Genomic DNA, 24,884 nt, shown 5'->3' on the forward strand with positions numbered 1-24,884 from the left:
CGTCGGCATCCGATGGAATCCTTGACTCCGTTTGTGGGGATGCGCTCCTGTCGTCACAACCTTGTCGTACGGACCTTGCCGAATGGGTGGCCATCGGGCCCGAGAGGGGTGATCATGAGGAGACCAGAGCGCACTTCCCATGAGGAGGCACGGGTGGCCGAGACTCTGAAGAAGGGCAGCCGGGTGACCGGCGCCGCGCGCGACAAGCTCGCGGCAGACCTGAAGAAGAAGTACGACGCCGGTGCGAGCATCCGGGCGTTGGCCGAGGAAACCGGCCGCTCGTATGGCTTTGTGCACCGCATGCTCAGCGAGTCGGGTGTCACGCTCCGAGGGCGTGGCGGGGCGACGCGAGGCAAGAAGGCCCCTTCGGCCTGATTCCGGGCGCCGCCTCTCGACCCGATGGTGGCCACCCGGTCGGCCGACTGACCGGCCGGGTGGTTACTGTGCAGTCACTTGGCTGTGCCGCAGGACGGCTCGACGCCGTCGTGCGGCGCGGAAGACGACCGCACTCATCGGAGGCGCTCCATGGCTTCGTCCGCCCAGGACCTCGGTCCGGTACTCGACAAGGACGGCGTACGGCTCACCGTCGACGGCGCGATCGCCACGGTGACGCTGACCAACCCGGCCAAGCGCAACGCGCAGAGCCCCGCTCTGTGGCGCGCGCTGACCGAGGCGGGCCGGCTGCTGCCGGGCTCCGTCCGGGTCGTGGTGCTCCGGGGTGAGGGCAAGTCCTTCTCCGCCGGGCTCGACCGGCGGATGCTCACGCCCGAGGGAATCGAGGGCGAGACCTCGTTCGTCGACCTCGCGCGCGGCGGGGAGGCCGAGCTCGACGCGACCATCGCCGGGTACCAGGAGGCGTTCACCTGGTGGCGGCGCAGCGACCTCGTGTCCGTCGCGGCCGTGCAGGGGCACGCCATCGGGGCCGGTTTCCAGCTGGCCCTCGCCTGCGACCTGCGGATCGTCGCGGACGACGTCCAGTTCGCCATGCGCGAGACCAGCCTGGGGCTGGTGCCGGACCTGACCGGCACGCATCCGCTGGTCGGGCTCGTCGGGTACGCCCGCGCGCTGGAGATCTGCGTGACCGGGCGGTTCGTCACGGCCGAGGAGGCCGTGAGCACCGGACTGGCCAACCTCGCCGTGCCGGGCGACGAACTGGACTCGGCGGTGCGCGACCTCGCGGCGGCGCTGCTGGCCGCGCCCCGCGACGCCGTGATCGAGACGAAGGCGCTCCTGAGCGGCGCCCAGGAGCGTACGTACGAGGAGCAGCGGATCGCCGAGCGCGCGGCCCAGGGCCGCAGGCTGCGGGATCTGGCCGGTCTCGGCGAGTGAGGAGCCGGCGCCTCACCGATGAAGAACCGGTGAGGCGCCGGTGGGGCGCGGGGAGTCGCGGGGGAGTGTCAGTCGAGCGCCGTGACCAGTACCGCCACCGTCGGATGATCCGGCAGGGCGGCCGACACCGCCGAGCGGACCGCTCGGGCCACGTCCACCGTCCGGTGGTCCGCCAGGGCGGCGAGGTCCACGCGCGCGTGGCGGCGGGCCAGGGAGGCTCCGCCGGGCTGCTGGTGAGCCGTCAGGTGCACCGGGCGGCCCAGGGTGCCCGTCAGCCGGGACACCCCCGGGACGGCGAGCGCCGCGGCGGCCACCCGGCTCCCGTCGGAGTCACCGGGCTCCGGCGCGCCGAACGGCGAGGCGTCGGCCGATCCGTCCGCGGACCCGCCCGCCGACCCCGCACCTGACACCGGACCCGGAGGCGGCCCGGCCTGCGGGTCCAGCAGTTCGGTCACCCGCAGGTCCACCTCCGCCACCACCAGCCCGATCCGCTCCGCCGCGGCCCGCGACAGCACCGCCCGCAGACGGTCCGCCGTCACCGGCAGCGGCTCTGCCGCCGTGGCCGCGAACCGGGCCGCCACCCGCAGCGCGCCCGGTGGCAGGGCGCTCGGCGGGGGCGGTACCACCGGTTCACCGGTCTCCTGGGGGTCGGCGAGCGCGATCCGCAGTCCGTCCACACGAACGCCCGGTTCGTCCCGCTCCACCGCACGCCGCAGGGCGTCCCCGGCGGCCGCTTCGGAGATCCACGCGCCGTCCCGTGCTCCGCCCAGGGGCAGAAGTCTGCCCAGCCCCAACTGCTGTCGCACTGTCCGAGCCCACCGGTCCGCCGTCATTCCTCCAGCCTGCCGCATCCACGGCGCGCTATCACGCAACCGCGCATACGGTGGGCACGTGGACGACGACCGGAAGGGGCGTGCGCCGATGACCGACATGACGGAGGGCGGCTCGACGAGGGCCACCGACATCGAGAAGACCGTGCCGGACACCTCCACGCGCAAGGGGCCGGGCACCCGGCGCGGCGGAGGCGAACCCGCCACCCGTGGCCGCACCACGATCGCCGACGGCGTCGTGGAGAAGATCGCCGGTCTCGCCGCGCGGGACGTGCTCGGCGTGCACACCATGGGCAGCGGCCTGTCCCGGACCTTCGGGGCCGTGCGCGACCGGGTACCGGGCGGGTCGAAATCGGTGACCCGTGGAGTGAAGGCCGAGGTCGGCGAGGTACAGACCGCGCTGGATCTGGAGATCGTCGTCGAATACGGCGTGTCCATCAGCGATGTCGCCAGGGACGTGCGGGAGAACGTCGTCGCGGCGGTCGAGCGGATGACCGGCCTCGAGGTGGTGGAGGTCAACATCGCGGTGAGCGACGTGAAGCTGCCGGAGGAGGAGGAAGAGGAGTCGGAGACCCGTCTCCAGTGAGGCAACCCTCGATGAGTCGATGAGTCGATGAGTCGATGAGGCGAGGGATCGAGGGGTCGGGGAGTCGAGGAGTCGAGGAGTCGAGGAGCGCACCATGAACATGGCCGTGGTCGGCATGATCGCCGGCATGGCGCTGGGCTTCGCCGGATACTTCGGCGGATTCGGGGCTTTCGTACTGGTGGCCGCGTTGGGGGTCGTCGGTTTCGTCGCCGGGCGGTTCCTCCAGGGGGACCTGGAGCTCGGTGACTTCTTCCGCCCCCGTGGCGATCGTCGGAGGTGACACCGGTGAGCACGGGGGAAAGCGTGTCCGAGGGCGCCCGCGTCGTCGTGCCGCCGAGCGAGCGCGGTGCGACCAGGATCGCCGACCGGGTGGTCGCGAAGATCGCCTCCCAGGCGGCCCGTGAGGCGCTCGGACCGCTGCCCCCGGACGCCGAGCCGCCGCACGCCACGGTCGTCGTCCACCGCGACGACACCGCGCGGGTCCGCGTCCACGTCGAACTCGGCTACCCCGGCGACATCGGCGGCCGGTGCGGGCAGGTACGCCGCCAAGTGGTCGAACGGGTGTCCGTGCTGGCGGGCATGCAGGTGCCGGAGGTCGTCGTCCAGGTGGAACGGCTGCACCTGGCGGCAGCGGCACGGGGGAGGGTCCGATGAGCGAACCCGGAGCCGTCGAGCAGCCCGCGGGCACCGTCCTGGAGAAGACACCGCCACCCGCGCCGGACGGCGCCGCGGCCCCGGGCCCCCGGCGCTTCTGGTCGGCGCGCAAGGTCCCCGCGGGCCTGCTCGCACTGCTGCTCCTGGTGGTCGCGGTGGCGTTCTTGTACGACATCGCCGCAGTGCGCGCCGGCCGGCCCGCGATGAGCTGGCGCCGGGAGCTGGCCCGCCAACTGGCCGAACGGCCCCTGGACGACGTCTGGGTGCTGCTGGGCGCCGGGATCGTCGCCGCCCTCGGACTCTGGCTGCTCCTGCTGGCCCTCACCCCCGGGCTGCGGGCCCTGCTCCCGATGCGCCGCACCCACCCCGAGGTACGCGCCGGACTCGACCGGGACGCGGCGGCGATGGTGCTGCGGGACCGGGCCATGGAGATCGCCGGGGTGCAGACGGTCCGGGTACGGGTGGCCCGCAAGCGGGCCGACGTCCGCGCGGTGTCGCACTTCCGTGAACTGGACGACGTACGGGCCGACCTGGACGCGGTACTCGCCGACGCCGTCAGCGGCCTGGGGCTGTCCCGGCCGCCCGCCCTGTCGGTACGGGTGCGGCGTCCCGGACGGAAGGGGTGAGGCCGGTGATCAGGGTCGTCAACCGTGTGCTGCTCGGGCTCACGGGCCTGCTCCTGGTGGCCCTCGGCGGGTCCGTGCTGGCCATCGGGCTGGGAGCGCCGGCGCCTTCCTGGTGGCTGCACCGGGGACGGCACGACGTACTGCTGAGCGACGCCGAGCGGACCCGGTGGCGGGACCAGGGCTGGTGGTGGCCCGTCGTGATCGCCGCACTCGCGGTCCTCGTCCTGCTCCTGCTCTGGTGGCTGGTCGCGATCGTGCGCCGGCACCGGCCGGCCGAGGTGTTCGTCGACACCGGCGACGGCGACGGAGCGATCCTGCGCGGCCGGGCCCTGGAGGCCGCACTCGCCGAGGAGGCGGGCCGGCTGGACGGCGTCGACCAGGCCCACGTCCGGCTGACCGGCCGCCGCGGTGCCCCGCGGACCCGCGTCCGCCTCCTCCTGGAGCCCCACGTCGACCCCGGCACCGCGCTGGACACCCTCACCACCGGAGCCCTCACCCATGCCCGCGAGGCGGCGGGCCTGGCCACCCTCCCGGCCGAGGTCCGCCTACGGGCGGTCAAACACCGCGCGGAACGCGTCAGCTGACCCCGGCCCCCGGCCCGGAACCGGACGGGTCCCGGTGCCGGACGCGGCCCTAGAACCCGTGCCGTCCCCCGCCGTCCACCGGGACCATGACACCGGTGACGTAGGAGGCGGCCGGGGAGAGGAGGAAGGCGGCGGCGCGGCCGAACTCGGCCGGGGTGCCGTAGCGGCGCAGGGGGATGCGGGACTGAGCCGCCTGGCGGGTGGCCTCCGGGTCGGCGGAGAGGGCGTCGAGTTCACGGACCCGGTCCGTGTCGATCCGCCCGGGGAGCACACCCACGACGCGGATGCCGCGCGGGCCCAGCTCGTCCGCGAGGGACTTGGCGAAGCCGGCGAGCCCGGGGCGCAGGCCGTTGGAGATGGTCAGGCCGGGGACCGGCTCGTACACCGAGCTGGACAGCACGAAGCCGATGACCCCGCCCTCGCCCAGCTCCGCGGCGGCGGCGCGGGCCAGCCGTGCCGCGCCCAGGAACACCGACTCGAACGCCGACTGCCACTGCTCGTCGGTGGTGTCGGCGACGAACCCGGGCGGCGGCCCGCCCACGCTGACGAGGAGGCCGTCGAAACGGTGGAACCGCTCACGCGCGGTCGCGATCAGCCGCGACGGCGCCTGGGGGTCGGCGTTGTCGATCGCCACGCCGACCGCGTTCGGCCCGAGACCGGCGACCGCCTCGGCGACGCTCTTCTCCTCCCGGCCCGTGACGACCACCTTCGCACCGTCCGCGACCAGCTCGCGCGCGGTGGCGTTGCCCAGCCCGCGGGTCGCCCCGGTGACGACGTACACCCGGTCCTTCAATCCAAGATCCATGGACCTATCCTGCCCCCTCGCCCCCGAACAGGGCGAGGGCGGTGTTCACCAGGCCGATATGACTGAACGCCTGCGGGAAGTTGCCCAGCAGCCGCCCGCCCACCGCGTCGTACTCCTCCGCCAGCAGACCCACGTCGTTGGCCAGCCCCAGCAGCCGCTCGAACAGCTCGCGTGCCTGATCCGTCCGGCCCGCCATGTGCAGGGCGTCCGCGAGCCAGAACGAGCACACCAGGAACGTGCCCTCCTCACCGGGCAGGCCGTCGACGGGTGCGGCGTCCGGGGTGTAGCGGCGTACGAACCCGTCCTGGCCCAGCTCCGCGCGGACCGCGTCGATCGTGCCGAGCACCCGGGGATCGTCGGGCGGCAGAAAACCCACCCGGGGGATCAGCAGCAGCGCGGCGTCCAGTGCGCGCGAGCCGTAGGACTGCGTGAACGTGTTCCGTTCGGGGTCGTACCCCTTCTCGCACACGTCACGGTGCACCTCGTCGCGCAACGCGCGCCAGCCGTCGAGGTCGCCCTCGAGGTCCGGGCTCTCCTCCAGGAGGCGCACCGCACGGTCCGCGGCCACCCACACCATCACCTTGGAATGCACGAAGTGGCGGCGGCCGCCACGCACCTCCCACAGCCCCTCGTCCGGCTGCCGCCAGGCCGTGCGCAGGAACTCCAGCAGCACGGTCTGCAGGGCCCACACGTCCGGGTGCGGGGACAGACCCGAACGCCGGGCCAACGCCAGCGAGTCCACGACCTCGCCGTACACGTCGAGCTGGAGCTGGTTGACGGCGTCGTTGCCGACCCGTACCGGGGTGGCGCCGCCGAAGCCGGACAGCCACGGCAGCTCGGACTCGGGCAGCCGCCGCTCGCCCGCCAGCCCGTACATGATCTGCAGATCCGCCGGGTCGCCCGCGACCGCGCGCAGCAGCCAGTTGCGCCAGGCCTCCGCCTCCTCCTGGTACCCGGCCGCCAGCAGCGCGTTCAGGGTCAGCGTGGAGTCGCGCAGCCAGCAGAAGCGGTAGTCCCAGTTGCGCACCCCGCCCGGCTCCTCCGGCAGCGAGGTGGTGGGCGCGGCGACGATACCGCCGGTGGGGGAGTAGGTGAGCGCCTTGAGCGTGATCAGGGACCGCACCACCGCGTCCCGGTGCGGGCCGGTGTAACGGCACCGGGACGTCCACGCGCGCCAGTCGGCGACGCTCTGCCGCAGCGAGGAGTACGGGTCGACCAGCGGCGGGCGCGGCTCGTGGGAGGGGTGCCAGGTGAGGACGAACGCGACCCGCTCGCCCGGCCCGACCGTGAACTCGGAGTGCGTGCCGCGGTCCTCGCCCCAGGTGGGCACCTCCGGCACACTGCGCAGCCACGCCGAGTCCGGCCCCGCGACCGCCACCCGGTGGCCGTCGGTCTTGCGTACCCAGGGCACCACCGAGCCGTAGTCGAAACGCAGCCGCAGCGTGCTGCGGACGGTCACCTCGCCGCGTACGCCCTCGACGACGCGCACCAGGTCGGGGGCGCGGTCGCGCTGCGGCATCAGGTCGGTGACGCGCACCGCGCCCTCGTCGGTCTCCCACTCGGTGTCCAGGACGAGGGTGTCCCGGCGGTAGGAGCGGCGCGTGTACCGCTCGGCTCCCAGCGGCGCGATGCGCCAGTGACCGTTGTCCTCGTCGCCGAGCAGCCGGGCGAAGCAGGCGCCGGAGTCGAAGCGAGGCAGGCAGAGCCAGTCGACGGACCCGTCCGCGCCCACCAGGGCAGCGGTCTGTTCGTCGCCGATGAGCGCGTAGTCCTCGATACGGTGCACGAGGTGCGGATGCCCGGCCGCCGGGGGCGGCAATCAGGGGCGGCGCCGGGGAGTGAGAGGGGAACGACAAGGAGCGACGGCCGTCGCGGTGACGGCGGCGGCGCGGACTGCCGCACCGTCACCGGGCGTGCCGGACCCCGCGTCTGCGGCATGATCCGCCGGACAGGCCCTATACCGCCGCGGGTTCGGTCTCCTCCGCGTCCGCCGTCCCGGCAGCCGTCTGCTCCGTCCGCTCCCGTACCTCGCGGCGGACCAGGATCACCCAGCCGATGGGGACGCCCGCGGTGAACAGCCACCACTGGACGGCGTACGCCAGGTGCGGGCCGATCTCGTCGTGCACGGGCTCGGAGATCAGCTCCGGGGCGCCACCGCTCGGCTCGGGCTCCGTCAGATCGACGTAGCCGCCGAGGACCTCCTTGCCGAGTCGCTCGGCCTCCAGCTCGCTGTTGATCAGCATGATCTGCCGGTCGGGCAGGCCATCGAGGTTCTTGATGCCGCTGTCCTCGGTCGTCTGGTCCTGCATCAGCCGCCCGGTGACGGTGATCTCGCCCCCGGGCGGCGCCGGGATCTCGGGGAACGCGCTCTGGCTCGGACCGTCCGCGGGGACCCAGCCCCGGTTGACCAGCAGGATCCTGCCGTCCTCGAGGACGAACGGGGTCAGCACGTGGTAGCCGACCTCGTCGTCCGCGTTGGTACGACGGCGCACGACGACCTCGTCGGCGGTGTCGAAGCTCCCCTTCGCCGTCACCCTGCGGTACAGGTGCTCGTGCTCGACCTTCGCTCCGGGCGAGGTCAGGGACTCGACGGGCACCGGCTCGGCCGCCAGGGAGTTGGCGATCACCTGGTTCAGGGCGACCCGGCGCTCATGACGGTGCAACTGCCAGAAGCCCAGCTCGATCATCGTCGGGATGAGCACGAGTGCCAGGAGGGTGAGGATCACCCACTGGCGGGACAACAGGAAGCGGTACACCCCACGACCGTACAACCAGGACCGTGGGGTGTGTTCAGGCGGGTGCGTCCTCACACCCGGTCGACGATCCCCGTCCTTCCCTCCGCGCGGGCGCAGTGGGCGCCGCAGTACCAGTGGCCCTCGGCCTCCACGCCCTGGCCGATGATCTGCACCCGGCAGTGCTCGCAGATCGGGGCCATCCGGTGGATCGCGCAGGAGAAGCAGTCGAAGACGTGCACCGCGCCCTGCGCGTGCACCTCGAAGGTCATTCCGTAACTGTTGCCGCACACTTCACATGTCGCCATGGGCCACAGGGTGGGCCCGTAGGTCCGGTGCGGGCGAGCGGGCGGCGGGCGAGTCGCCCGGCAATCACCCGTCCGTACGGTCCTCGGACCCCCGACGGGCTGACCGTGCCGTCGGCGCCCCGCTCCCCGTCGGCGCGGTCAGCCCTCCGACGCGGGTGCGACGTCACCGAGCAGCTGGCCGAAGGCCGCCTCGTCCACGACCGGGGTGCCGTACTGCCGGGCCTTGACCACCTTGGACGTGCCCGAGTCCGGATCATTGGTGACGAGGAGGCTGGTCAGCCGGGACAGGCTGGTGGCGACGTGCAGCCCGGCCTCGGTCGCCCGGTCCTCCAGCAGGTCCCGCTCCACGGAGGTGTCACCGGAGAACGCGACCCGCATGCCCTGCTTGAGTGGCTTGCCCGGTTCGTACCGTCCCGGGTTGGGGTAGGGGCACGCGGGCCGTTTGCGGGAGGGGCGCCAACCGGTGGACCGGTGGCCGCCGCCGTACCCGGCCTGCTGGGCGACCCTGGGCCGGTCGGTCCACTCCGTCAGCGGCAGGCACTCGTGCAGCGGCAGCCGCACGCCGCTCACCGCCGCGGCCCGCAGGCTGGGCCGGAACACCTCCGCCAGCACCCGCGCGTCGTCCAGCGCGTGGTGCGCGCGTCGCTGCACCACACCGAAATGCGCGGCGAGCGACTCCAGCTTGTGGTTGGGCAGCGGCAGCCGGAGCTCCTTGGAGAGGACGATCGTGCACAACCGCTGCTTCACCGGAGCCTGCGCGCCGGCGCGGGCGTACTCGCGGGCGATCATCTGCCAGTCGAAGACGGCGTTGTGCGCGACGAGCACCCGCCCCTCCAGCCGGGTGGCGAACTCTCCGGCGATGTCACCGAAGAGGGGCGCCCCTTCGAGCGCCTCGCTCGTCAGGCCGTGGATCCACACCGGACCGGGGTCCCGCTCCGGATTGACCGTCGTGTACCAGTGGTCCTCGACCTCGCCGCGCGCGTCCAGCTGGTAGACGCCCGCGGAGACGATGCGGTCGTCCCGGGCGAGTCCCGTGGTCTCCACGTCGACGACCGCGTACCCCCGCGGATACGAGGCCGGCCAGGCGGTGGCGGAGGACGCTGCGGTCGTGAGGTCTTCGAGCATGGTTCATGAGGATACGGGCCGCGACTGACAGCCCTGCCCGTCAGGTGCCGTGCGGGCCCCGCCGCCCGGCCTCACCAGCGGATCGGTACCGGAAGCGCCGTCAGGAGGCCCGACACCGCCACCACCAGGGCCAGCAGGTACGCCTCCGCCCGCGCGGGGCCGCGGGCGCTCAGCGGATCGGCCGCGCGGGCCAGCCGGATCCGGGCCCACAGGGCGAGGGCCGCGACACCGGCCATCAGGATCACCTTCGCGAGCAGGACGCGCCCGTACGCGGTGTCCGTCAACTGCTCCAGGATCGTCCCCGGCGGCATCCGGCGCAGTGAACTGCACACCCCGGTCGCGGTGATGGCGGCCAGCAGAACGGCCGCCACGCGCGCGTACAGCCCCAGCAGCACGCCCCCCGCTTCCGGGTCCCGCCACGCCCGCATGGTGCGCAGCGCGTACAGCAGGCCGCCCACCCAGAGCGAGGCGCAGGTCAGGTGAATCAGCGTCAGGCCGGAGCCGAGCAGCGGGGTGTACTCGGTCTTCGGGTGCGTGCGCAGGGCCTCGGCGACGATGATCGCGGCCAGCGGCCAGGCCTGTGTGTCCGGACGGCCGGAGGCGGCGCACAGGGCTGCGAGGAGGAACGCGTTGACCTCCAGGAGGGCCAGCTTGCCGTCCCGGGAGTCGTACAGGCCGCCCACGTCGATGGCGGCGAGGCTTTCGGGAACCAGGTTGCCGGTGGCCACGACGGAGGCGAGTCCGATGGCGGCCGTGAAACCGACGGCGTTCGCGGCGGTGGACCAGCTGCGGGGCACGGCCGGGGGCGCGTCGGGCACGGAACGCAGGAGCCGTTTCACGAACAGTTCGCCGACGGGTATCGCCAGAGCCGCGAACAGCACCGTCCGCAGCAGGGCTATGCCGCCGGTGCCGGGCGCCGGGGCCTCACCGGTGCCGCGCAGGGCGGGGGACGGGCCGAGGAGGGGTATCAGCGCCGCCAGCGCCACCAGCACGAGTACGGCGACGGCCGGGCCGGTGCCGGAACGCGGTGCGCCCCTGTGCGCACCGGCCGCCCCGGGCCTGGGATTTGTCAGAGTCACCCCAGGATCTTCACAAGCGCTCACAGAACGGGCAAGCGTGGGGTGGGACGGCAGGGGACAGTTCGCGCCAAGGTCGGATTTAACGCCCCGGCCGTGCTCGTGCGGCCTGCCGACGCCGGCCGCGGTCCGTCCTTCCCGGCGCTTCCAGCGCTGTCCCCACCCTCACTCCCACCGCGCGGTGTTCGCCCCCCCGGTCCGGGCGGGCGGGCCCAGTCACGGGGCCCTCCGGCGAACGACACCGGAGGCCGGACGTACCGCAGTCTCCCCTGCGCCCCGTCCGCCTCCGTGAGCCAGGCGTCGGCGGATCCGCCCGCGACCGGGGCGGAAGCGGCCGCCTCCCCTTCGGCCGGCGCCCGCGTGTGCGCGGCTCCTTCCAGCAGCCGGCCCGCCGTCCGCGCCAGCGCCAGTCGCACGAACCGGCTGCCCCCCTCGTCCGCCTGCTCGGTCAGCGCCCGCAGCACCGCCGCCGCCAGCAGATACCCCGTGCCGTGGTCGAGGGCCTGCGCCGGGAGCGCCCCCGGCCGCTCCGGTGAACCCTCGCTCGCCGCGATCCCCGTGGCCACCTGCACCAGGCTGTCGAAGCCGCGCCGGTCGCCCCACGGCCCGTACGCACCCCACGCCGACAACTGCGCCACGACCACCCCGGGCCGGCGCTCGGCCAGTGCCTCGGGGCTCAGCCCGAGTCGGTCCAGGGACCCCGGCCGGTACCCGGTGACCACCACGTCCGCGGCCGCGAGCAGTTCCTCGAAGGCATGCCGGTCGGTCGTCAGATCCAGCAGGGCCGAGCGCTTCCCGAACCCCGTGTCGGTGTGCTGGTCGGGGAGTTCGGGCAGTCGCGGGGAGTCCAGGCGCAGCACGTCCGCGCCGAGCAGGGCCAGTGTGCGGGTGGCGACCGGTCCCGCGATGACCCGTGTCAGGTCCAGCACCCGCAGCCCTGCCGCGGGCAGCAGCGGATCGCGGTCCACGGGGGTGAGCACGCGCGCGGGTGCGGAGTCCAGCCGCCCGCGCTCCACCAGCGGACGCTCCGCCACCGCCGCGGCCTGCTCGTGCGCCGCCCACTGCGCGGGCGTCCGCAGCGCGACGGCGAGCCCCCCGGAGGCGTACACGGCCTCCTCCACCTCGACGGCCGACCGCTCGGCGAGCGCCGCCGCCACCGCCCGCGTGTCCTCGGGCGTCCCCAGCGCGGCGAGCAGCCGGGCCCGGTGGTGGGGGTAGTTGGCGTGGGTGCGCACCCATCCGTCGGCCGTGCGCCAGAAACGCGACAGCGGCGCGAAGGCCACCGGGGCCCGCCCGTCGACCAGCAGCTGCCGCTCGCTGACGAACGCCGCGGCCACCGCTCCGTCGTCCACCCGCACCGCGGGCGTCCCACAGACCTCGGGACGCCCCGCAGGAACACGCCCCGTGCGAGCGCGTCCAGGAGCCGTACGCGCCGCCCGCCGCGCGCCCAGTTCGGCCGCGGCCAGCGCGCACGCTCCCACACAGGCGCGCGCCAGCTCCCGTACCGGCAGCCGCGCGGGAAGCACTTCGGGCCGCTCGACGGTCGACACGCGGGTGAGGAGGGCGGGATCGCCGCCCAGCGAGGACCACACGGCCGCGAGGCCGACGCGGGATTCGGTGTCGGTCATGGGTGCACTGTGCCGCACCGGCCGCCCATGCGGCATGAGCCGATCATCACACTCAGGCACCCGCTGACGCCCCGCCCACGATCCACTTGCAGGGACCCCGGGACACCGGAAGGGCCGGGCGGATCGCCCGGCCCTTCCACTCTCACAGGTCACGCGGTACGGCCGCGCGGTACTGCCACCGCACTGCTACTGCTACTGCTTCGCCTACCGCTTCACCGCGTCCAGCGCGTCGACGATGCCGAAGCCGTAGAAGCCGTTGACCCGCTTGCCGCCCTCGCACGTCGCGTCCTGCACTCCGTCGCCGTCCTGGTCGTAGGACGCCGGGCAGCCCGGGTTGTCCGCCTGCGCCTTCAGCAGCGCCTGCAGCGCGGCCGGGGGCGCCCACGGGTGCTTGGACTTCAGCAGCGCGGCCACACCGGCGGCGTGCGGTGCGGCCATCGAGGTGCCCTGGAGGAAGGCGTACTCGTTGTTCGGCATGGTGGACAGGATGCGGCCGTTCTTCGACGGCGTGTCCGGCAGCTGGTAGCGGCTGTCGCCGCCCGGTGCCGCGACGTCCACCACGTGGTTGCCGTACGTGGAGTAGAACGACTTGGCGTTGTGCACACCGGTCGCGCTGACCGTGACCACACCCGGCAGCTGGGTCGGCAGGTCCAGGCACTCGGAGGGGTTGATGGTGCGCTCGACCGGCGTGGTGTCGTTCGGGCTGGAGGCGTCGTCGATCGCGTCCGAGGCCAGGTCGTGGTTGGAGTTGCCGGCCGAGGCGACGTGCAGGGTGCCCTTCTTCTGGGCGTACAGCTGGGCCCGGTTGACCGCGTCGACGATCGCCTTCTGGTCGGGGTCGTCCTTGCAGTTGTACAGCCACGGGTCCACGTAGTAGCTGTTGTTCGTGATCTCGACGCCGTGGTCGGCGGCGAACACGAAGGCGCAGACGACGTTCTCCGGGTAGAAGAGACCGTTGTCCGGGTCGCTCACCTTGATGCTGGACACCTTCACGCCGGGCGCTACACCGGCGACGCCGATGCCGTTGCGGGCCGCGGCGATCTCACCGGCCACGTGGGTGCCGTGGTAGTCGTCGGCCGTGTACGGACGCCAGGCGCCCTCGCTGGTGTCCGCCTTGCCGCCGACGCAGTTGGCCGACTGGGCGGCGGAGAAGTTCGCCTTGAGGTCGTCGTGGGTGTCGTCGACGCCGGTGTCGATCACGGCGACGGTCACCTTCTGGCTACCGGGGTTGATCCGCGCGGCCTTGTCGGCGCCGATCGCCCGCAGGTCCCACTGGTCGGCCTCGAGGGGCTCGCTGCCGGGGACCTTGTCCGAGGCGGCCTTCGTCTTCGCGGCCTCGGCGGCCGTCACGTAGTCGGCGGCGCCCACGTCGGTCGTCCCGGCCGGGGCCAGCGGCGCGGTACGGGTGGCTCCGGCGGACTGCACTTCCCGCGCGGCGCGGATCTCCTTGCCGAAGTCCGGGTTCGCCGAGTGGACGACTATCACGCCGATCTTGTCGTACGTGACCACGACGGTCCCGCCGGCCGCGGCGATCGCCTTCTTCACCGACGCGATGGTGCGGTGGTCCGCCTTGGTGTTGACGACATACGCCAAGGCGGGCGCGTCCGTCGCCTGCTTCGCAGTCGGCACCGCCTGCGGAGCCGCCGACGCCGCCACCGGCAGGAAGCCGAGCGAGGCGGTCAGGGACAGCGCGACAGGAACGGCGAGGGCGAGGCGGCGTCTGGAACGCAGATGAGCCATGGGATCTCCACATCATCCGGAAACAAACCTGCCCGAGGCACAAGTGACGCTCGGGCAGGTACATGACGGGGTGGTGCAGGGTGAAGTTATCCCGTGCCCTCTCCGGGCAACAACGTTTTGCCGTAACGACTTCGGAAAACGTCCCCCGAAAAGAAAGCGCGGACCGTTGAACCGGTGCTCGCGTGGCGCCGTGACGTTGTGCAGGGAGCGCGAGGACACTCGCCCCCGTTCCCGCAGTAGTTCCGTCGTTCCGTCGTAACCGCACCCGCAACGCGAGGAGACTCCGTGGCCGCCGAAGCACCACCCCCCTCAGCAGAGGAACACAAACTCCCCACACCCGAGGAGTTCACCGCGGTGCAGGAGAGCGCTGAGTTCGGTGAACTGCGCCGCTCCCACCGCTCCTTCGCCTTCCCCCTGACCGTCGGCTTCATCCTCTGGTACCTGCTGTACGTGCTGCTCTCGAACTACGCGGGCGGCTTCATGGGCACGAAGCTGTTCGGCAACATCAACGTCGCCCTCGTCTTCGGTCTCCTGCAGTTCGTCACCACGTTCCTCATCGCGTGGTGGTACTCCCGGCACGCCGCCGCCGAGCTCGACCCCAAGGCCGAGGCCATCAAGACCCGTATGGAGGGCGGCGCATGAGCCCCGCGATCACCCACGTCACCCTCGCCGCGAACGAGGCGAGCGAGCACCGCGCCCTGATCATCACGCTGTTCGCGCTGTTCGTCGTCGCGACCCTCGGCATCACCGTCTGGGCGGGCCGGCAGACCAAGGACGCCGCCGACTTCTACGCGGGCGGACGGCAGTTCAGCGCCTTCCAGAACGGACTCGCGGTCTCCGGTGACTACATGTCGGCCGCGTCCTTCCTCGGCATCGCGGGCGCCATCGCCCTCTTCGGCTACGACGGCTTCCTCTACTCCATCGGCTTCCTGGTCGCCTGGCTGGTCGCCCTCCTGCTGGTCGCCGAGCCGCTGCGGAACTCCGGCCGCTACACGATGGGTGACGTCCTCGCCTACCGCATGCGCCAGCGGCCCGTGCGCACCGCGGCCGGCACCTCCACCATCGTGGTGTCGATCTTCTACCTGCTGGCCCAGATGGCGGGCGCCGGCGTCCTCGTCTCGCTGCTGCTCGGCATCACCTCCGACGCCGGCAAGGTCCTCATCGTCGCCCTGGTCGGCGTCCTGATGATCGTCTACGTCTCCATCGGCGGCATGAAGGGCACCACCTGGGTGCAGATGATCAAGGCCGTGCTGCTCATCGGCGGCACCATCCTGATCACCTTCCTGGTGCTGCTGAAGTTCAACTTCAACATCTCCGACCTGCTGGGCAAGGCCGCCGACAACAGCGGCGCGGGCGCGGCCTTCCTGGAGCCCGGCCTGCAGTACGGCGCAAGCGGCACCACCAAGCTGGACTTCGTCTCCCTCGGCATCGCCCTGGTGCTCGGCACCGCCGGCCTGCCGCACATCCTGATCCGCTTCTACACGGTGCCCAACGCCAAGGCCGCCCGTAAGTCCGTGAACTGGGCCATCGGCATCATCGGCGGTTTCTACCTGATGACCATCGCCCTCGGCTTCGGCGCCGCCGCGCTGATCTCGCGGGACGAGATCATCGCCTCCAACCCGTCCGGCAACACGGCCGCGCCGCTGCTCGCCCTGCACCTGGGCGGCACCGACTCGACCTGGGGCGCGATCCTGCTCGCCACCATCTCGGCGGTCGCCTTCGCCACGATCCTCGCCGTGGTCGCCGGTCTCACCCTCGCCTCGTCCTCCTCCTTCGCGCACGACATCTACGCCAACGTCATCCGCAAGGGGAAGGCCACGGAGAAGGAGGAGATGAGAGCGGCCCGCTGGGCGACCGTCCTCATCGGCATCGTCTCCATCGCGCTCGGCGCCCTCGCCCGCGACCTGAACGTGGCAGGTCTGGTCGCGCTGGCCTTCGCGGTCGCCGCGTCCGCCAACCTGCCGACGATCCTCTACAGCCTGTTCTGGAAGCGGTTCACCACCCAGGGCGCCCTGTGGTCGATCTACGGCGGTCTCGTCGTCGCCGTCGGCCTGGTGCTGTTCTCGCCCGTCGTCTCCGGCGACCCGACCGCGATGTTCCCCGACGTCGACTTCTCCTGGTTCCCGCTGAAGAACCCGGGACTCATCTCCATCCCGTTCGGCTTCCTGATGGGCTGGCTCGGCACCGTCCTGTCCAAGGAGGAACCGGACGCCAAGAAGTACGCGGAGCTGGAGGTCAGGTCGCTGACCGGCACCGGCGCCCACTGACCCGCACCGGCGGCCCGGCCGCGTCGTGCGGACCTCTCCCGGAGGTCCGCACGACGCGGCCGTCGTACATCCCGTCGTTCCGGGCCGCTGTGCTTGTCGGCGCCGTCACGTAGGCTCGCAGACAGCCGGAGTACGCGTGATCCGAGTGATCCGAGTCGAGGGAGGGGGCCACGTGCTCATCGACACGTACGGCCGAGTGGCCACCGACCTGAGGGTGTCACTGACCGACCGGTGCAATCTGCGGTGCACCTACTGCATGCCCGAGGAGGGCCTGCAGTGGCTGGCCAAGCCCGACCTGCTCACGGACGACGAGATCGTCCGCCTCATCGACATCGCCGTCACCTCCCTCGGCATCGAGGAGGTCCGCTTCACCGGCGGTGAACCCCTGCTCCGCCCAGGCCTGGTCGGCATCGTCGAGCGGGTCGCGGCCCTGGAGCCCCGCCCCCAGACGTCCCTCACCACCAACGGCATCGGCCTCGGGCGCACCGCGGCGGCCCTGAAAAAGGCGGGCCTGGACCGGGTCAACGTCTCCCTCGACACGCTCCGCCCGGACGTCTTCAAGACCCTCACCCGCCGCAACCGCCACCAGGACGTCATCGACGGCCTGTACGCGGCCCGCGAGGCCGGCCTGACCCCGGTGAAGGTCAACTCGGTCCTGATGCCGGGGCTCAACGACGACGAGGCCCCCGACCTGCTGGCCTGGGCCGTGGACCACGGCTACGAGCTGCGCTTCATCGAGCAGATGCCCCTGGACGCCCAGCACGGCTGGAAGCGCGACGGCATGATCACCGCCGGCGACATCCTCGCCTCCCTGCGCACCCGCTTCGAGCTGACCCCCGAGGGCGACGAGGCCCGCGGCTCCGCCCCGGCCGAGCGCTGGCTGGTCGACGGCGGCCCGCACCGCGTCGGCGTCATCGCCTCCGTCACCCGTCCGTTCTGCGCGGCCTGCGACCGCACCCGGCTCACCGCCGACGGACAGATCCGCACCTGTCTGTTCGCCACCGAGGAGACGGACCTGCGCGCGGCCCTGCGCTCCGACGCGTCCGACGAGGAGATCGCCCGGATCTGGCGGCTGGCCATGTGGGGCAAGAAGGCGGGCGCCGGCCTCGACGACCCGGCGTTCGTACAGCCCGACCGCCCGATGTCCGCCATCGGCGGCTGAGGCACCGAAGGGGCCGGGGCTGAGAGGCTGGGGCTCGGGACTACGCCTCTTCGGGCGCCCGCCACTCCTCGAAGCGCACCACGTCCTTCAGGAACCCGCGTACGCCGAGGAACTGCGACAGATGCTCCCGGTGCTCCTCACACGCGAGCCAGGTCTTGCGGCGCTCCGGCGTGTGGATTTTCGGATTGTTCCAGGCGAGCACCCACACGGCGGCGGCACGGCAGCCCTTGGCGGAACAGATCGGCGTCTCGGGATCAGGGTCCATCACACCGCCGACCCTAACCCGACCGGCTCAGCGGCAACGGCCGGGAGCACCTGTCACCCCCGGAACAAAGGCGACGCCGAGCAGCCACGGGGGGAGCTGCCCGGCGTCGGTCCGTCGCTCCGACGGGGGATGCGGAGCGCGTACGAAGTATGTCACGGGTCACCCCGCCCCCGGCACCGGAACAACATGATTGATCTGAGCTTTTCTTGAGCTCGGCGGGGAAGCGCCCTCCGGTTCCGGCCGGTCATGGTCATGTTCCGAAGGTCATGACGGCCCGGGCCGCTCCGTCCGTGCGCCGGAGGCGGGCTCGGGCGTGGGCTCGGGCACCGGATCCTCCGTCCCGGGTTCCGCCGTGTCGCCGTCCGTCTGCGACGGCTCGATCTCCGTCCGCATCTGCGTCGACAGGTAGGTCGACGGCAGCGACGGCGCGTTCTCGCGCCCGGCGTTGGCGATCACCACCGCGATGTACGGCAGCAGCATGCCGAGGGCCAGCGCCACGATCGCGACGTATCGTTCCACGTTCCAGAGCGACGCCGCGAGGATGACCGAGATCGTACGAACGGTCATGGAGATCACATACCGGCGCTGCCGCGCGCGCACATCGTCCTGGAGGCCCGCCCTGGCACCGGTGATCCGGAACACCTGGACGCCGCCGCCATGCTGCTTCCGCATCACATTCCACCATCCGCCCGTATCGGACTTTTCCCGCCCCTGGCCGTCTCGTGACCGGCCGGGGCACCGGGCCCGCACGAAGACCACGTTACGCCGCGCCCACGCCGCCCACGAGACCGGGGCGCCCCGGGCCCGCTGATCCGTCCGCCGTTCCCCGTCCGCCCGCCCCGTCCGATCCGCAGCCCGTACGGCACGCCCGACATGCGGCGCAACGGGTCCGGGCCGACACTGGCCGTAACGCTCGCGTCTAGGCGTACCAGGAGGCAGCCATGGGCTGGTTGTGGGCGATCATCGTGGGATTCGTGCTCGGCCTGATCGCCAAGGCGATCATCCCCGGCAAGCAGCACAGCCCGCTGTGGCTGACCACCATCTGCGGCATCCTCGGCGCCATCGCGGGCAACGCGATCGCGCGCGGCTTCGGTATCGCGGAGACCCGGGGCATCGACTGGGGCCGGCACATCTTCCAGCTGGCGGCGGCGATCGTCATCGTCTTCTTCGTCGACATGCTCTACACACAGATGCGGGGCAAGCGCAAACAGCAGCAGGCCTGACGCGCGGGCCCGCCGAGGTGTCCTGCCGGTGTCGTCCGGGCAGCCGGGGCCGGTCGCCCCTCGGATGCCCGGACGACCGGACGTTTCAGCGGCTCAGCCGGCCGTGACCTCCACCGCCGCCAGGTTCTTCTTGCCCCGGCGCAGCACCAGCCAGCGCCCGTGCAGCAGGTCCTCCTTCGCGGGGACGGCGTCCTCGGCGGTGACCTTGACGTTGTTCACGTAGGCGCCGCCCTCCTTCACCGTGCGCCGCGCGGCCGACTTGCTCGCCACCAGGCCGACCTCGGCGAACAGGTCGACGACCGGACCGAGCTCGGCGACCTGGACGTGCGGCACCTCTGAGAGGGCCGCCGCCAGCGTCCGCTCGTCCAGCTCCGCCAGCTCACCCTGACCGAACAGCGCCTTCGACGCGGCGATCACGGCGGCCGTCTGGTCGGCACCGTGCACCAGGGTCGTCAGCTCCTCGGCCAGGGCGCGCTGGGCGGCACGGGCCTGCGGACGCTCCGCCGTCTGCCGCTCCAGCTCCTCCAGCTCCTCGCGGGACTTGAAGGACAGGATCCGCATGTAGCCCGAGACGTCCCGGTCGTCCGTGTTCAGCCAGAACTGGTAGAACGCGTACGGCGTGGTCATCTCCGGGTCGAGCCAGACGGCGCCGCCCTCGGTCTTGCCGAACTTGGTGCCGTCCGCCTTCGTCATCAGCGGCGTGGCGTAGGCGTGGACGGCGGCGTCCGGCTCCAGCCGGTGCAGCAGGTCCAGGCCTGCCGTGAGGTTGCCCCACTGGTCGCTGCCGCCCTGCTGCATCGTGCAGCCGTGGCGCCGGTACAGCTGGAGGAAGTCCATCGCCTGGAGCAGCTGGTAGCTGAACTCGGTGTAGCTGATGCCCTCGGAGGACTCCAGACGCCGGGCGACGGAGTCCTTGGTCAGCATCTTGTTGACGCGGAAGTGCTTGCCGATGTCCCGCAGGAACTCGATGGCGGAGAGGTTCTGCGTCCAGTCGAGGTTGTTGACCATCGTGGCCGCGTTCTCGCCCTCGAAGGACAGGAACGGCTCGATCTGGCCGCGCAGCCGCTCGACCCAGCCGGCGACGGTGGCCGGGTCGTTCAGCGTGCGCTCGGCGGTCGGGCGGGGGTCGCCGATCTGGCCCGTGGCCCCGCCGACCAGCGCCAGCGGCCGGTGACCAGCCTGCTGCAGCCGGCGCAGGGTGAGCACCTGCACCAGGTGCCCCACGTGCAGGGACGGCGCGGTCGGGTCGAAGCCGCAATAGAACGTGACGGGACCGTCCGCGAGCGTCTTGCGCAAAGCGTCCTCGTCGGTGGACTGGGCGAACAGCCCGCGCCACTTCAGCTCGTCGACGATGTCCGTCACGGTTCTCGTGTCTCCTCGATGATCCTCGGTTCGCCGATCCTCGGCCGGTCGGGTGACCGCCGAGGGCGAACGCCTACGAGGTTATACGCCCTGGCTGACAGAACTCATATTGAAATCGGGCACGCGCAACGGCGGCATCGCGGCCCTGGTGAACCAGTCGCCCCACTCCCGGGGCAGCGTCCTCTCCGTACGCCCCGCCTCCGTGGCGCGGCCCAGTACGTCCACCGGCGACTCGTTGAACCGGAAGTTGTTGACCTCCCCGACGACCTCGCCGTCCTCGACGAGGTAGACGCCGTCCCGGGTCAGACCGGTGAGCAGCAGCGTCGCCGGGTCCACCTCGCGGATGTACCACAGGCAGGTCAGCAGCAAGCAGGGCCCACGATGGCCTGTGGCCGCGACCATCTCCTCCAGGGAGCGGTCCTCGCCCCCGTCGAGGATCAGGTTGTCGATCCCCGGTGCCACGGGCAGCCCGGTCAGGTCCGCGCCGTGCCGGCTGGTGGTCAGGCGCGTCAGCTCGCCCTCGCGGATCCACTCCGTGGCCGTCAGCGGCAGCCCGTTGTCGAACACCGACCGGTCGCCCCCGGAGGAGTGGGCGATCACGAAGGGCGCCGACTCCAGCCCCGGCTCGGCGGGGTCGCTGCGCAGGGTCAGCGGCAGCCCGGACAGCCGCTCGCCGATCCGGGTGCCGCCGCCCGGCTTGGAGAAGACCGTGCGGCCCTCGGCCGCGTCCCGGCCCGAGGCCGACCACAGCTGGTAGACCAGCAGGTCCGCGACGGCGGTCGGCGGCAGCAGCGTCTCGTACCGGCCCGCGGGCAGTTCGAGCCGCCGCTCGGCCCAGCCCAGCCGCACGGCCAGCTCGGCGTCGAGCGCCCCCGGGTCGACGTCCTTGAAGTCCCGTGTGGCACGGCCCGCCCACGCCGAGCGCGTACGGTCCGGCGACTTGGCGTTCAGCTCCAGTGTCCCGCTCGGCTGGTCGTGCCGCAGCCGCAGCCCCGTGGACGTACCGAGGTAGCTGGAGACCAGCTCGTGGTTGGCGAAGCCGTACAGCTCCCGGCCGCCCGCACGCGCGCGGGCGAACGCCTCACCGAGGGCCGGGGCGAAGTCGGCGAACACGGCGGAGGAGGTCTGTGCGGGCGCCTCGGTGAAATCGGGGGCCTCAGAGGACTTGGCCGCCCCCGCCGCTTCCGTGACCAGCGGCCGGGCGTCCTCGGCCGGCCCGGCGCCCCGTGCGGCGGCCTCGGCGGCCCGCACCAGGGGTTCCAGTTCGTCGACGGTCACCGCGGACCGGGACACGACGCCGGACGCCGTGCCCTCCCGGCCGTCCACCGTCGCGATGACGGTGAGCGTGCGCCCGCGCGTGACACCGTTCGTGGTGAGCGAGTTGCCCGCCCAGCGCAGGTTGGCGGTCGACTGCTCGTCGGCGATCACGACACAACCGTCGGCCCGGGACAGCTCCAGAGCACGCTCGACGAGCTCGTGCGGCTTGGTGGTACGAGCGTTCATCGACCCGCCTCCTGGGTGGTGTTGAGAATGCCGACTCCCTTGAAGAGGGCGGACGGGCAGCCGTGCGAGACCGCCGCGACCTGCCCCGGCTGGGCCTTGCCGCAGTTGAAGGCGCCTCCGAGGACGTAGGTCTGCGGGCCGCCGACCGCCGTCATGGAGCCCCAGAAGTCGGTGGTCGTCGCCTGGTAGGCCACGTCCCGCAACTGCCCGGTGAGCCGCCCGTTCTCGATCCGGAAGAAGCGCTGCCCGGTGAACTGGAAGTTGTACCGCTGCATGTCGATGCTCCACGACCGGTCACCGACGACGTAGATGCCCCGGTCCACGCCCCCGATCAGATCCTCGGTCGACATCCCGGCGGGGTCGGGCCGCAGCGACACGTTGGCCATGCGCTGCACCGGGACATGCCCGGGGGAGTCCGCGAACGCGCACCCGTTGGACCGCTCGAACCCGGTCAGCCTCGCGATCCGCCGGTCCAGCTGGTAGCCGACCAGCGTGCCGTCCCTCACGAGGTCCCAGGACTGCGCCTCGACGCCCTCGTCGTCGTAGCCGACGGTCGCCAGACCGTGCTCGGCGGTGCGGTCGCCCGTGACGTTCATCAGCTCCGAGCCGTACTTCAGCTTCCCCAGCTGGTCGAAGGTGGCGAAGGATGTGCCCGCGTAGGCCGCCTCGTAGCCGAGGGCCCGGTCCAGTTCGGTGGCGTGCCCGATGGACTCGTGGATGGTCAGCCACAGGTTGGACGGGTCGACGACCAGGTCGTACAGGCCCGGCTCCACGCTGGGCGCGCGCATCTTCTCGGCGAGTAGTTCGGGCATCCGCTCCAGTTCGTCGTCCCAGTCCCAGCCGGTGCCCCTCAGGTACTCCCAGCCGCGGCCGACGGGCGGCGCGAGCGTCCGCATGGAGTCGAACTCACCGCTCGACTCGTCCACCGACACGGCCGTGAACACCGGGTGCAGCCGCACCCGCTGCTGGGTGGTCGTGGTCCCGGCCGTATCGGCGTAGAACTTGTTCTCGTGCACGGTCAGCAGGGAGGCGTCCACATGGTCCACCCCGCGCGCCGCCAGCAGCCGCGCACTCCACTCGCCCAGCAGCCCGGCCTTCTCCGCGTCGGGCACGGCGAACGGATCGACCTCGTACGACGACACCCACGTCCGGTCGGCGTACACGGGCTCGTCGGCGAGCTCGACCCTCTCCGCCGACCCGGCCGCCCGGATCACCTGCGCCGACAGCTGCGCCATCGCCACGGCCTGCGAGGCGACCTTGGCGGCGGCGTCCAGGGTGAGGTCCACCCCGGAGGCGAACCCCCACGTCCCGCCGTGCACCACGCGCACCGCGTACCCGAGGTCGGTGGTGTCCGACGACCCGGCCGGCTTGGCGTCCCGGAACCGCCAGGAGGCGCTGCGCACCCGCTCCAGGCGGAAGTCCGCGTGCTCCGCCCCGAGCGCCCGCGCGCGGGCCAGCGCGGCATCGGCGAGGGCGCGCAGCGGCAGCGCCAGGAACGACTGATCGACTTCATGGGGCACGAGTGGGGATTCCCTTCGGGCGCTCGCCTGTGGTGACCATCGGAGGCATTGAATCCTCCCCTCTCCCTGAAGGGAAGGGGATTCCTGGCTCAGGCCGCCTTCCGGAGCAGCGCTCCGGGAGGTCTTGCGCCATCGGCACCAGCCGGGTGGAGACCAGCCCGGACGAGCATGACGCGTGCGGAGTTCTTGTCCCGTGGGGAGATGGTTCCGCAGGCGGTGCAGGTGTAGGTGCGCTCACTCAGCGGCAGTGCGTGCTTGGCTCTCGCATCGCAGTGCGCGCAGTCCATCGTGGTGTGCGCGGGATGTACGAGGCGGATGTCCCGCCCGTGCTTGCGGCCCATCTCGATCAGGGCGGCCTTGGTGGCGCCGATGGCGGCGTCGGCTGCCTTGCGGGCCATGGTGGTCTTGGCCAGGAACTTCGGGCGGAAGTCCTCGACCGCGATGACGTCGTGGTCGAGGGCGACTTTCTTGGCCCACTTGCGGGCGGTGTCCGCCCGCTGCCTGGCGACCTTCTTGTGGGTCTTCGCCCGCAGTTTCCTCGCCGTGCGGTAGCCCCTCGATGCGGGCTTACCCTTCTTCGGCCTGCGTCGGGCCATCATCCGGTCGTACCGGGCCAGCTTGGTCCGGGCCTTCCTGCCGTGCTCGGCGTGCGGCAGGTCGTACGCGTCGGACGTGGTGGTCGCGGTCTCCCTCACGCCCCAGTCGACGCCGAGGACGAGGCCGGTCTCCGGCAGGGGCTGGACCCGGGCGGGGACGACGAACGAGCAGTACCAGTGCCCGAGGCCGTCCTGGTACAGGCGTACCGAGGACGGCTCGGCCGGCAGCTTTCGCGACCACACCACGGTCAGGACGATGCCGCCCGCCAGGTGCAGCCGGCCGTCCTTCAGCCGGAACCCGCGCCTGGTGTAGTTGAGGGTCGGCAGTGCCTCGCGTTTGGTCTTCCACTTCGGCATCCCGGCCCGGCGCGCCCCGGGCAGGCGCTCCTTGATGTCCTTGTGCGCCTTGGCGCGGGAGCGGCCGAAGTCGCGGATGACCTGTTGCTGGGGGACCGACGCGCCTTCACGCAGCCACGGCGTGCGGGCGCGGGCTTCGGTCAGCATCCTGTCGAGCTGAGCCGGGCCGCACGTGGCCTTCCGGCCGGTGGACTTGTTGTGCAGGTGCACGGCCCTGGACTTGGCGACGCATTCGTTCCACACCCACCGGCACCGGTCCCACTCCGCCGCCAGGATGGTGCGGGCAGCGGACGACACGCGCAACCGGTAGGTGTACCGGGCATGCCCGGCCCCCGCACCCGCCCGCACCTGCGCCATCTCGCCCCCTCGCGGCCCCGCCCGGGACACTCCCTCACCCCGGACCCTCCGAAGGACCATACGTACGACAGCCGCACAGACACGCCCTGATCCCACAGCCACCACCCCCACCAGCGATCACAGGCACACGCGTTCGCATCACCCCGGCGACAGTGACAGCAGTACGGGGGCGCCGCGCCCTGGACCGGGTGCGGCGACGCTCCGCGTCGCGGCACCCGGATGCGATTCCTCCCCCGGCGTGAACGCCGG

At 72.1% G+C, this 24,884-nt stretch carries 26 protein-coding genes; 11 read left to right on the forward strand and 15 right to left on the reverse strand.

Annotated elements, in window-relative coordinates; all coding sequences use genetic code 11:
- The first annotated feature begins 153 nt into the window (after positions 1–153).
- The gene (locus tag AC6F7H_RS23090) at positions 154–375 is read left to right on the forward strand and encodes a helix-turn-helix domain-containing protein (protein WP_029385158.1); all 222 of its coding nucleotides are present in this window, start codon (positions 154–156) and stop codon (positions 373–375) included.
- Positions 376–525: 150 nt separating this feature from the next.
- Complete coding sequence (locus AC6F7H_RS23095) at positions 526–1,329, forward strand: enoyl-CoA hydratase/isomerase family protein (RefSeq protein ID WP_500758819.1); 804 nt, start codon at positions 526–528, stop codon at positions 1,327–1,329.
- A 68-nt stretch (positions 1,330–1,397) separates the two neighbouring features.
- On the opposite strand, the gene AC6F7H_RS23100 is transcribed toward AC6F7H_RS23095, so the two are convergent.
- Positions 1,398–2,162, reverse strand: a complete 765-nt coding sequence (locus AC6F7H_RS23100; RefSeq protein ID WP_500758820.1) for a nucleopolyhedrovirus P10 family protein — start codon at positions 2,160–2,162, stop codon at positions 1,398–1,400.
- Between the two features lie 88 nt (positions 2,163–2,250).
- Here AC6F7H_RS23100 and AC6F7H_RS23105 point away from each other — a divergent pair, with 88 nt between their 5' ends.
- The 5 genes from AC6F7H_RS23105 to amaP all read left to right on the forward strand — a co-directional run bounded on the left by AC6F7H_RS23105 (position 2,251) and on the right by amaP (position 4,609).
- Positions 2,251–2,745 carry an Asp23/Gls24 family envelope stress response protein gene (locus AC6F7H_RS23105; protein WP_109380062.1) on the forward strand — a complete coding sequence of 165 codons (495 nt, stop codon included), beginning with the start codon at positions 2,251–2,253 and terminating at the stop codon, positions 2,743–2,745.
- Between the two features lie 94 nt (positions 2,746–2,839).
- Positions 2,840–3,025: a hypothetical protein gene (locus AC6F7H_RS23110; protein ID WP_500758821.1), complete on the forward strand. Its 186-nt coding sequence runs from the start codon at positions 2,840–2,842 to the stop codon at positions 3,023–3,025.
- The gene (locus tag AC6F7H_RS23115; RefSeq protein WP_500758822.1) at positions 3,022–3,399 is read left to right on the forward strand and encodes an Asp23/Gls24 family envelope stress response protein; all 378 of its coding nucleotides are present in this window, start codon (positions 3,022–3,024) and stop codon (positions 3,397–3,399) included. Before AC6F7H_RS23110 ends, AC6F7H_RS23115 begins: the two co-directional genes overlap by 4 nt.
- Positions 3,396–4,025, forward strand: coding sequence for a DUF6286 domain-containing protein (locus AC6F7H_RS23120; RefSeq protein WP_500758823.1), 630 nt, complete (start codon positions 3,396–3,398; stop codon positions 4,023–4,025). The genes AC6F7H_RS23115 and AC6F7H_RS23120 overlap by 4 nt, the downstream gene beginning before the upstream one ends.
- A gap of 5 nt (positions 4,026–4,030) precedes the next feature.
- Positions 4,031–4,609 carry an alkaline shock response membrane anchor protein AmaP gene (gene amaP / locus AC6F7H_RS23125; RefSeq protein WP_500758824.1) on the forward strand — a complete coding sequence of 193 codons (579 nt, stop codon included), beginning with the start codon at positions 4,031–4,033 and terminating at the stop codon, positions 4,607–4,609.
- A 49-nt stretch (positions 4,610–4,658) separates the two neighbouring features.
- On the opposite strand, the gene AC6F7H_RS23130 is transcribed toward amaP, so the two are convergent.
- The 8 genes from AC6F7H_RS23130 to AC6F7H_RS23165 form a co-directional block, all read right to left on the reverse strand.
- The gene (locus tag AC6F7H_RS23130; RefSeq protein WP_500758825.1) at positions 4,659–5,414 is read right to left on the reverse strand and encodes an SDR family oxidoreductase; all 756 of its coding nucleotides are present in this window, start codon (positions 5,412–5,414) and stop codon (positions 4,659–4,661) included.
- A gap of 4 nt (positions 5,415–5,418) precedes the next feature.
- Positions 5,419–7,200, reverse strand: coding sequence for a glycoside hydrolase family 15 protein (locus tag AC6F7H_RS23135; protein WP_500758826.1), 1,782 nt, complete (start codon positions 7,198–7,200; stop codon positions 5,419–5,421).
- Positions 7,201–7,369: 169 nt separating this feature from the next.
- On the reverse strand, positions 7,370–8,170 hold the full coding sequence (locus tag AC6F7H_RS23140; RefSeq protein WP_500758827.1) for an SURF1 family cytochrome oxidase biogenesis protein: 801 nt from the start codon (positions 8,168–8,170) through the stop codon (positions 7,370–7,372).
- 50 nt (positions 8,171–8,220) lie between these two features.
- Positions 8,221–8,454, reverse strand: coding sequence for a metallothionein (locus AC6F7H_RS23145; protein ID WP_109379926.1), 234 nt, complete (start codon positions 8,452–8,454; stop codon positions 8,221–8,223).
- Between the two features lie 138 nt (positions 8,455–8,592).
- Positions 8,593–9,579, reverse strand: a complete 987-nt coding sequence (locus AC6F7H_RS23150; RefSeq protein WP_500758828.1) for a DEDDh family exonuclease — start codon at positions 9,577–9,579, stop codon at positions 8,593–8,595.
- 71 nt (positions 9,580–9,650) lie between these two features.
- Positions 9,651–10,658: a CopD family protein gene (locus AC6F7H_RS23155; RefSeq protein WP_500758829.1), complete on the reverse strand. Its 1,008-nt coding sequence runs from the start codon at positions 10,656–10,658 to the stop codon at positions 9,651–9,653.
- A gap of 20 nt (positions 10,659–10,678) precedes the next feature.
- On the reverse strand, positions 10,679–12,283 hold the full coding sequence (locus tag AC6F7H_RS23160) for a CoA transferase (protein ID WP_500758830.1): 1,605 nt from the start codon (positions 12,281–12,283) through the stop codon (positions 10,679–10,681).
- Positions 12,284–12,487: 204 nt separating this feature from the next.
- Positions 12,488–14,023: a S8 family serine peptidase gene (locus AC6F7H_RS23165; protein ID WP_500758831.1), complete on the reverse strand. Its 1,536-nt coding sequence runs from the start codon at positions 14,021–14,023 to the stop codon at positions 12,488–12,490.
- A 285-nt stretch (positions 14,024–14,308) separates the two neighbouring features.
- Between AC6F7H_RS23165 and AC6F7H_RS23170 the strand changes: the two genes are divergently transcribed.
- The 3 genes from AC6F7H_RS23170 (at position 14,309) to moaA (ending at position 17,452) form a co-directional block, all read left to right on the forward strand.
- Entirely contained in the window at positions 14,309–14,665 is a 357-nt protein-coding gene (locus tag AC6F7H_RS23170) for a DUF485 domain-containing protein (RefSeq protein WP_500758832.1), read from the forward strand.
- Positions 14,662–16,290 (forward strand): monocarboxylic acid transporter, encoded by a 1,629-nt coding sequence (locus AC6F7H_RS23175; RefSeq protein WP_500758833.1) that lies wholly within the window; start codon positions 14,662–14,664, stop codon positions 16,288–16,290. Before AC6F7H_RS23170 ends, AC6F7H_RS23175 begins: the two co-directional genes overlap by 4 nt.
- Before the next feature lie 172 nt (positions 16,291–16,462).
- The gene (gene moaA, locus AC6F7H_RS23180; RefSeq protein ID WP_500758834.1) at positions 16,463–17,452 is read left to right on the forward strand and encodes a GTP 3',8-cyclase MoaA; all 990 of its coding nucleotides are present in this window, start codon (positions 16,463–16,465) and stop codon (positions 17,450–17,452) included.
- 40 nt (positions 17,453–17,492) lie between these two features.
- Here the strand turns inward: moaA and AC6F7H_RS23185 are convergent, their stop codons facing one another.
- Complete coding sequence (locus tag AC6F7H_RS23185) at positions 17,493–17,717, reverse strand: hypothetical protein (RefSeq protein WP_109383225.1); 225 nt, start codon at positions 17,715–17,717, stop codon at positions 17,493–17,495.
- A gap of 264 nt (positions 17,718–17,981) precedes the next feature.
- The gene (locus AC6F7H_RS23190; RefSeq protein WP_500758835.1) at positions 17,982–18,389 is read right to left on the reverse strand and encodes a DUF3099 domain-containing protein; all 408 of its coding nucleotides are present in this window, start codon (positions 18,387–18,389) and stop codon (positions 17,982–17,984) included.
- A gap of 269 nt (positions 18,390–18,658) precedes the next feature.
- On the opposite strand from AC6F7H_RS23190, the gene AC6F7H_RS23195 reads away from it, so the two are divergent.
- A complete protein-coding gene (locus tag AC6F7H_RS23195) occupies positions 18,659–18,940 on the forward strand; it encodes a GlsB/YeaQ/YmgE family stress response membrane protein (protein ID WP_500758836.1) in 282 nt (93 codons plus the stop codon).
- Positions 18,941–19,033: 93 nt separating this feature from the next.
- Here the strand turns inward: AC6F7H_RS23195 and tyrS are convergent, their stop codons facing one another.
- The 4 genes from tyrS to AC6F7H_RS23215 form a co-directional block, all read right to left on the reverse strand.
- Positions 19,034–20,302 carry a tyrosine--tRNA ligase gene (gene tyrS, locus AC6F7H_RS23200; RefSeq protein WP_500758837.1) on the reverse strand — a complete coding sequence of 423 codons (1,269 nt, stop codon included), beginning with the start codon at positions 20,300–20,302 and terminating at the stop codon, positions 19,034–19,036.
- Positions 20,303–20,383: 81 nt separating this feature from the next.
- A complete protein-coding gene (locus AC6F7H_RS23205; protein ID WP_500758838.1) occupies positions 20,384–21,805 on the reverse strand; it encodes a metallopeptidase TldD-related protein in 1,422 nt (473 codons plus the stop codon).
- A complete protein-coding gene (locus AC6F7H_RS23210) occupies positions 21,802–23,325 on the reverse strand; it encodes a TldD/PmbA family protein (RefSeq protein WP_500758839.1) in 1,524 nt (507 codons plus the stop codon). Before AC6F7H_RS23210 ends, AC6F7H_RS23205 begins: the two co-directional genes overlap by 4 nt.
- Positions 23,326–23,414: 89 nt before the next feature.
- Entirely contained in the window at positions 23,415–24,635 is a 1,221-nt protein-coding gene (locus tag AC6F7H_RS23215) for an RNA-guided endonuclease InsQ/TnpB family protein (RefSeq protein WP_500758840.1), read from the reverse strand.
- Positions 24,636–24,884: the final 249 nt, after the last annotated feature.

It is taken from the genome of Streptomyces sp. MMS24-W38, assembly GCF_059889265.1.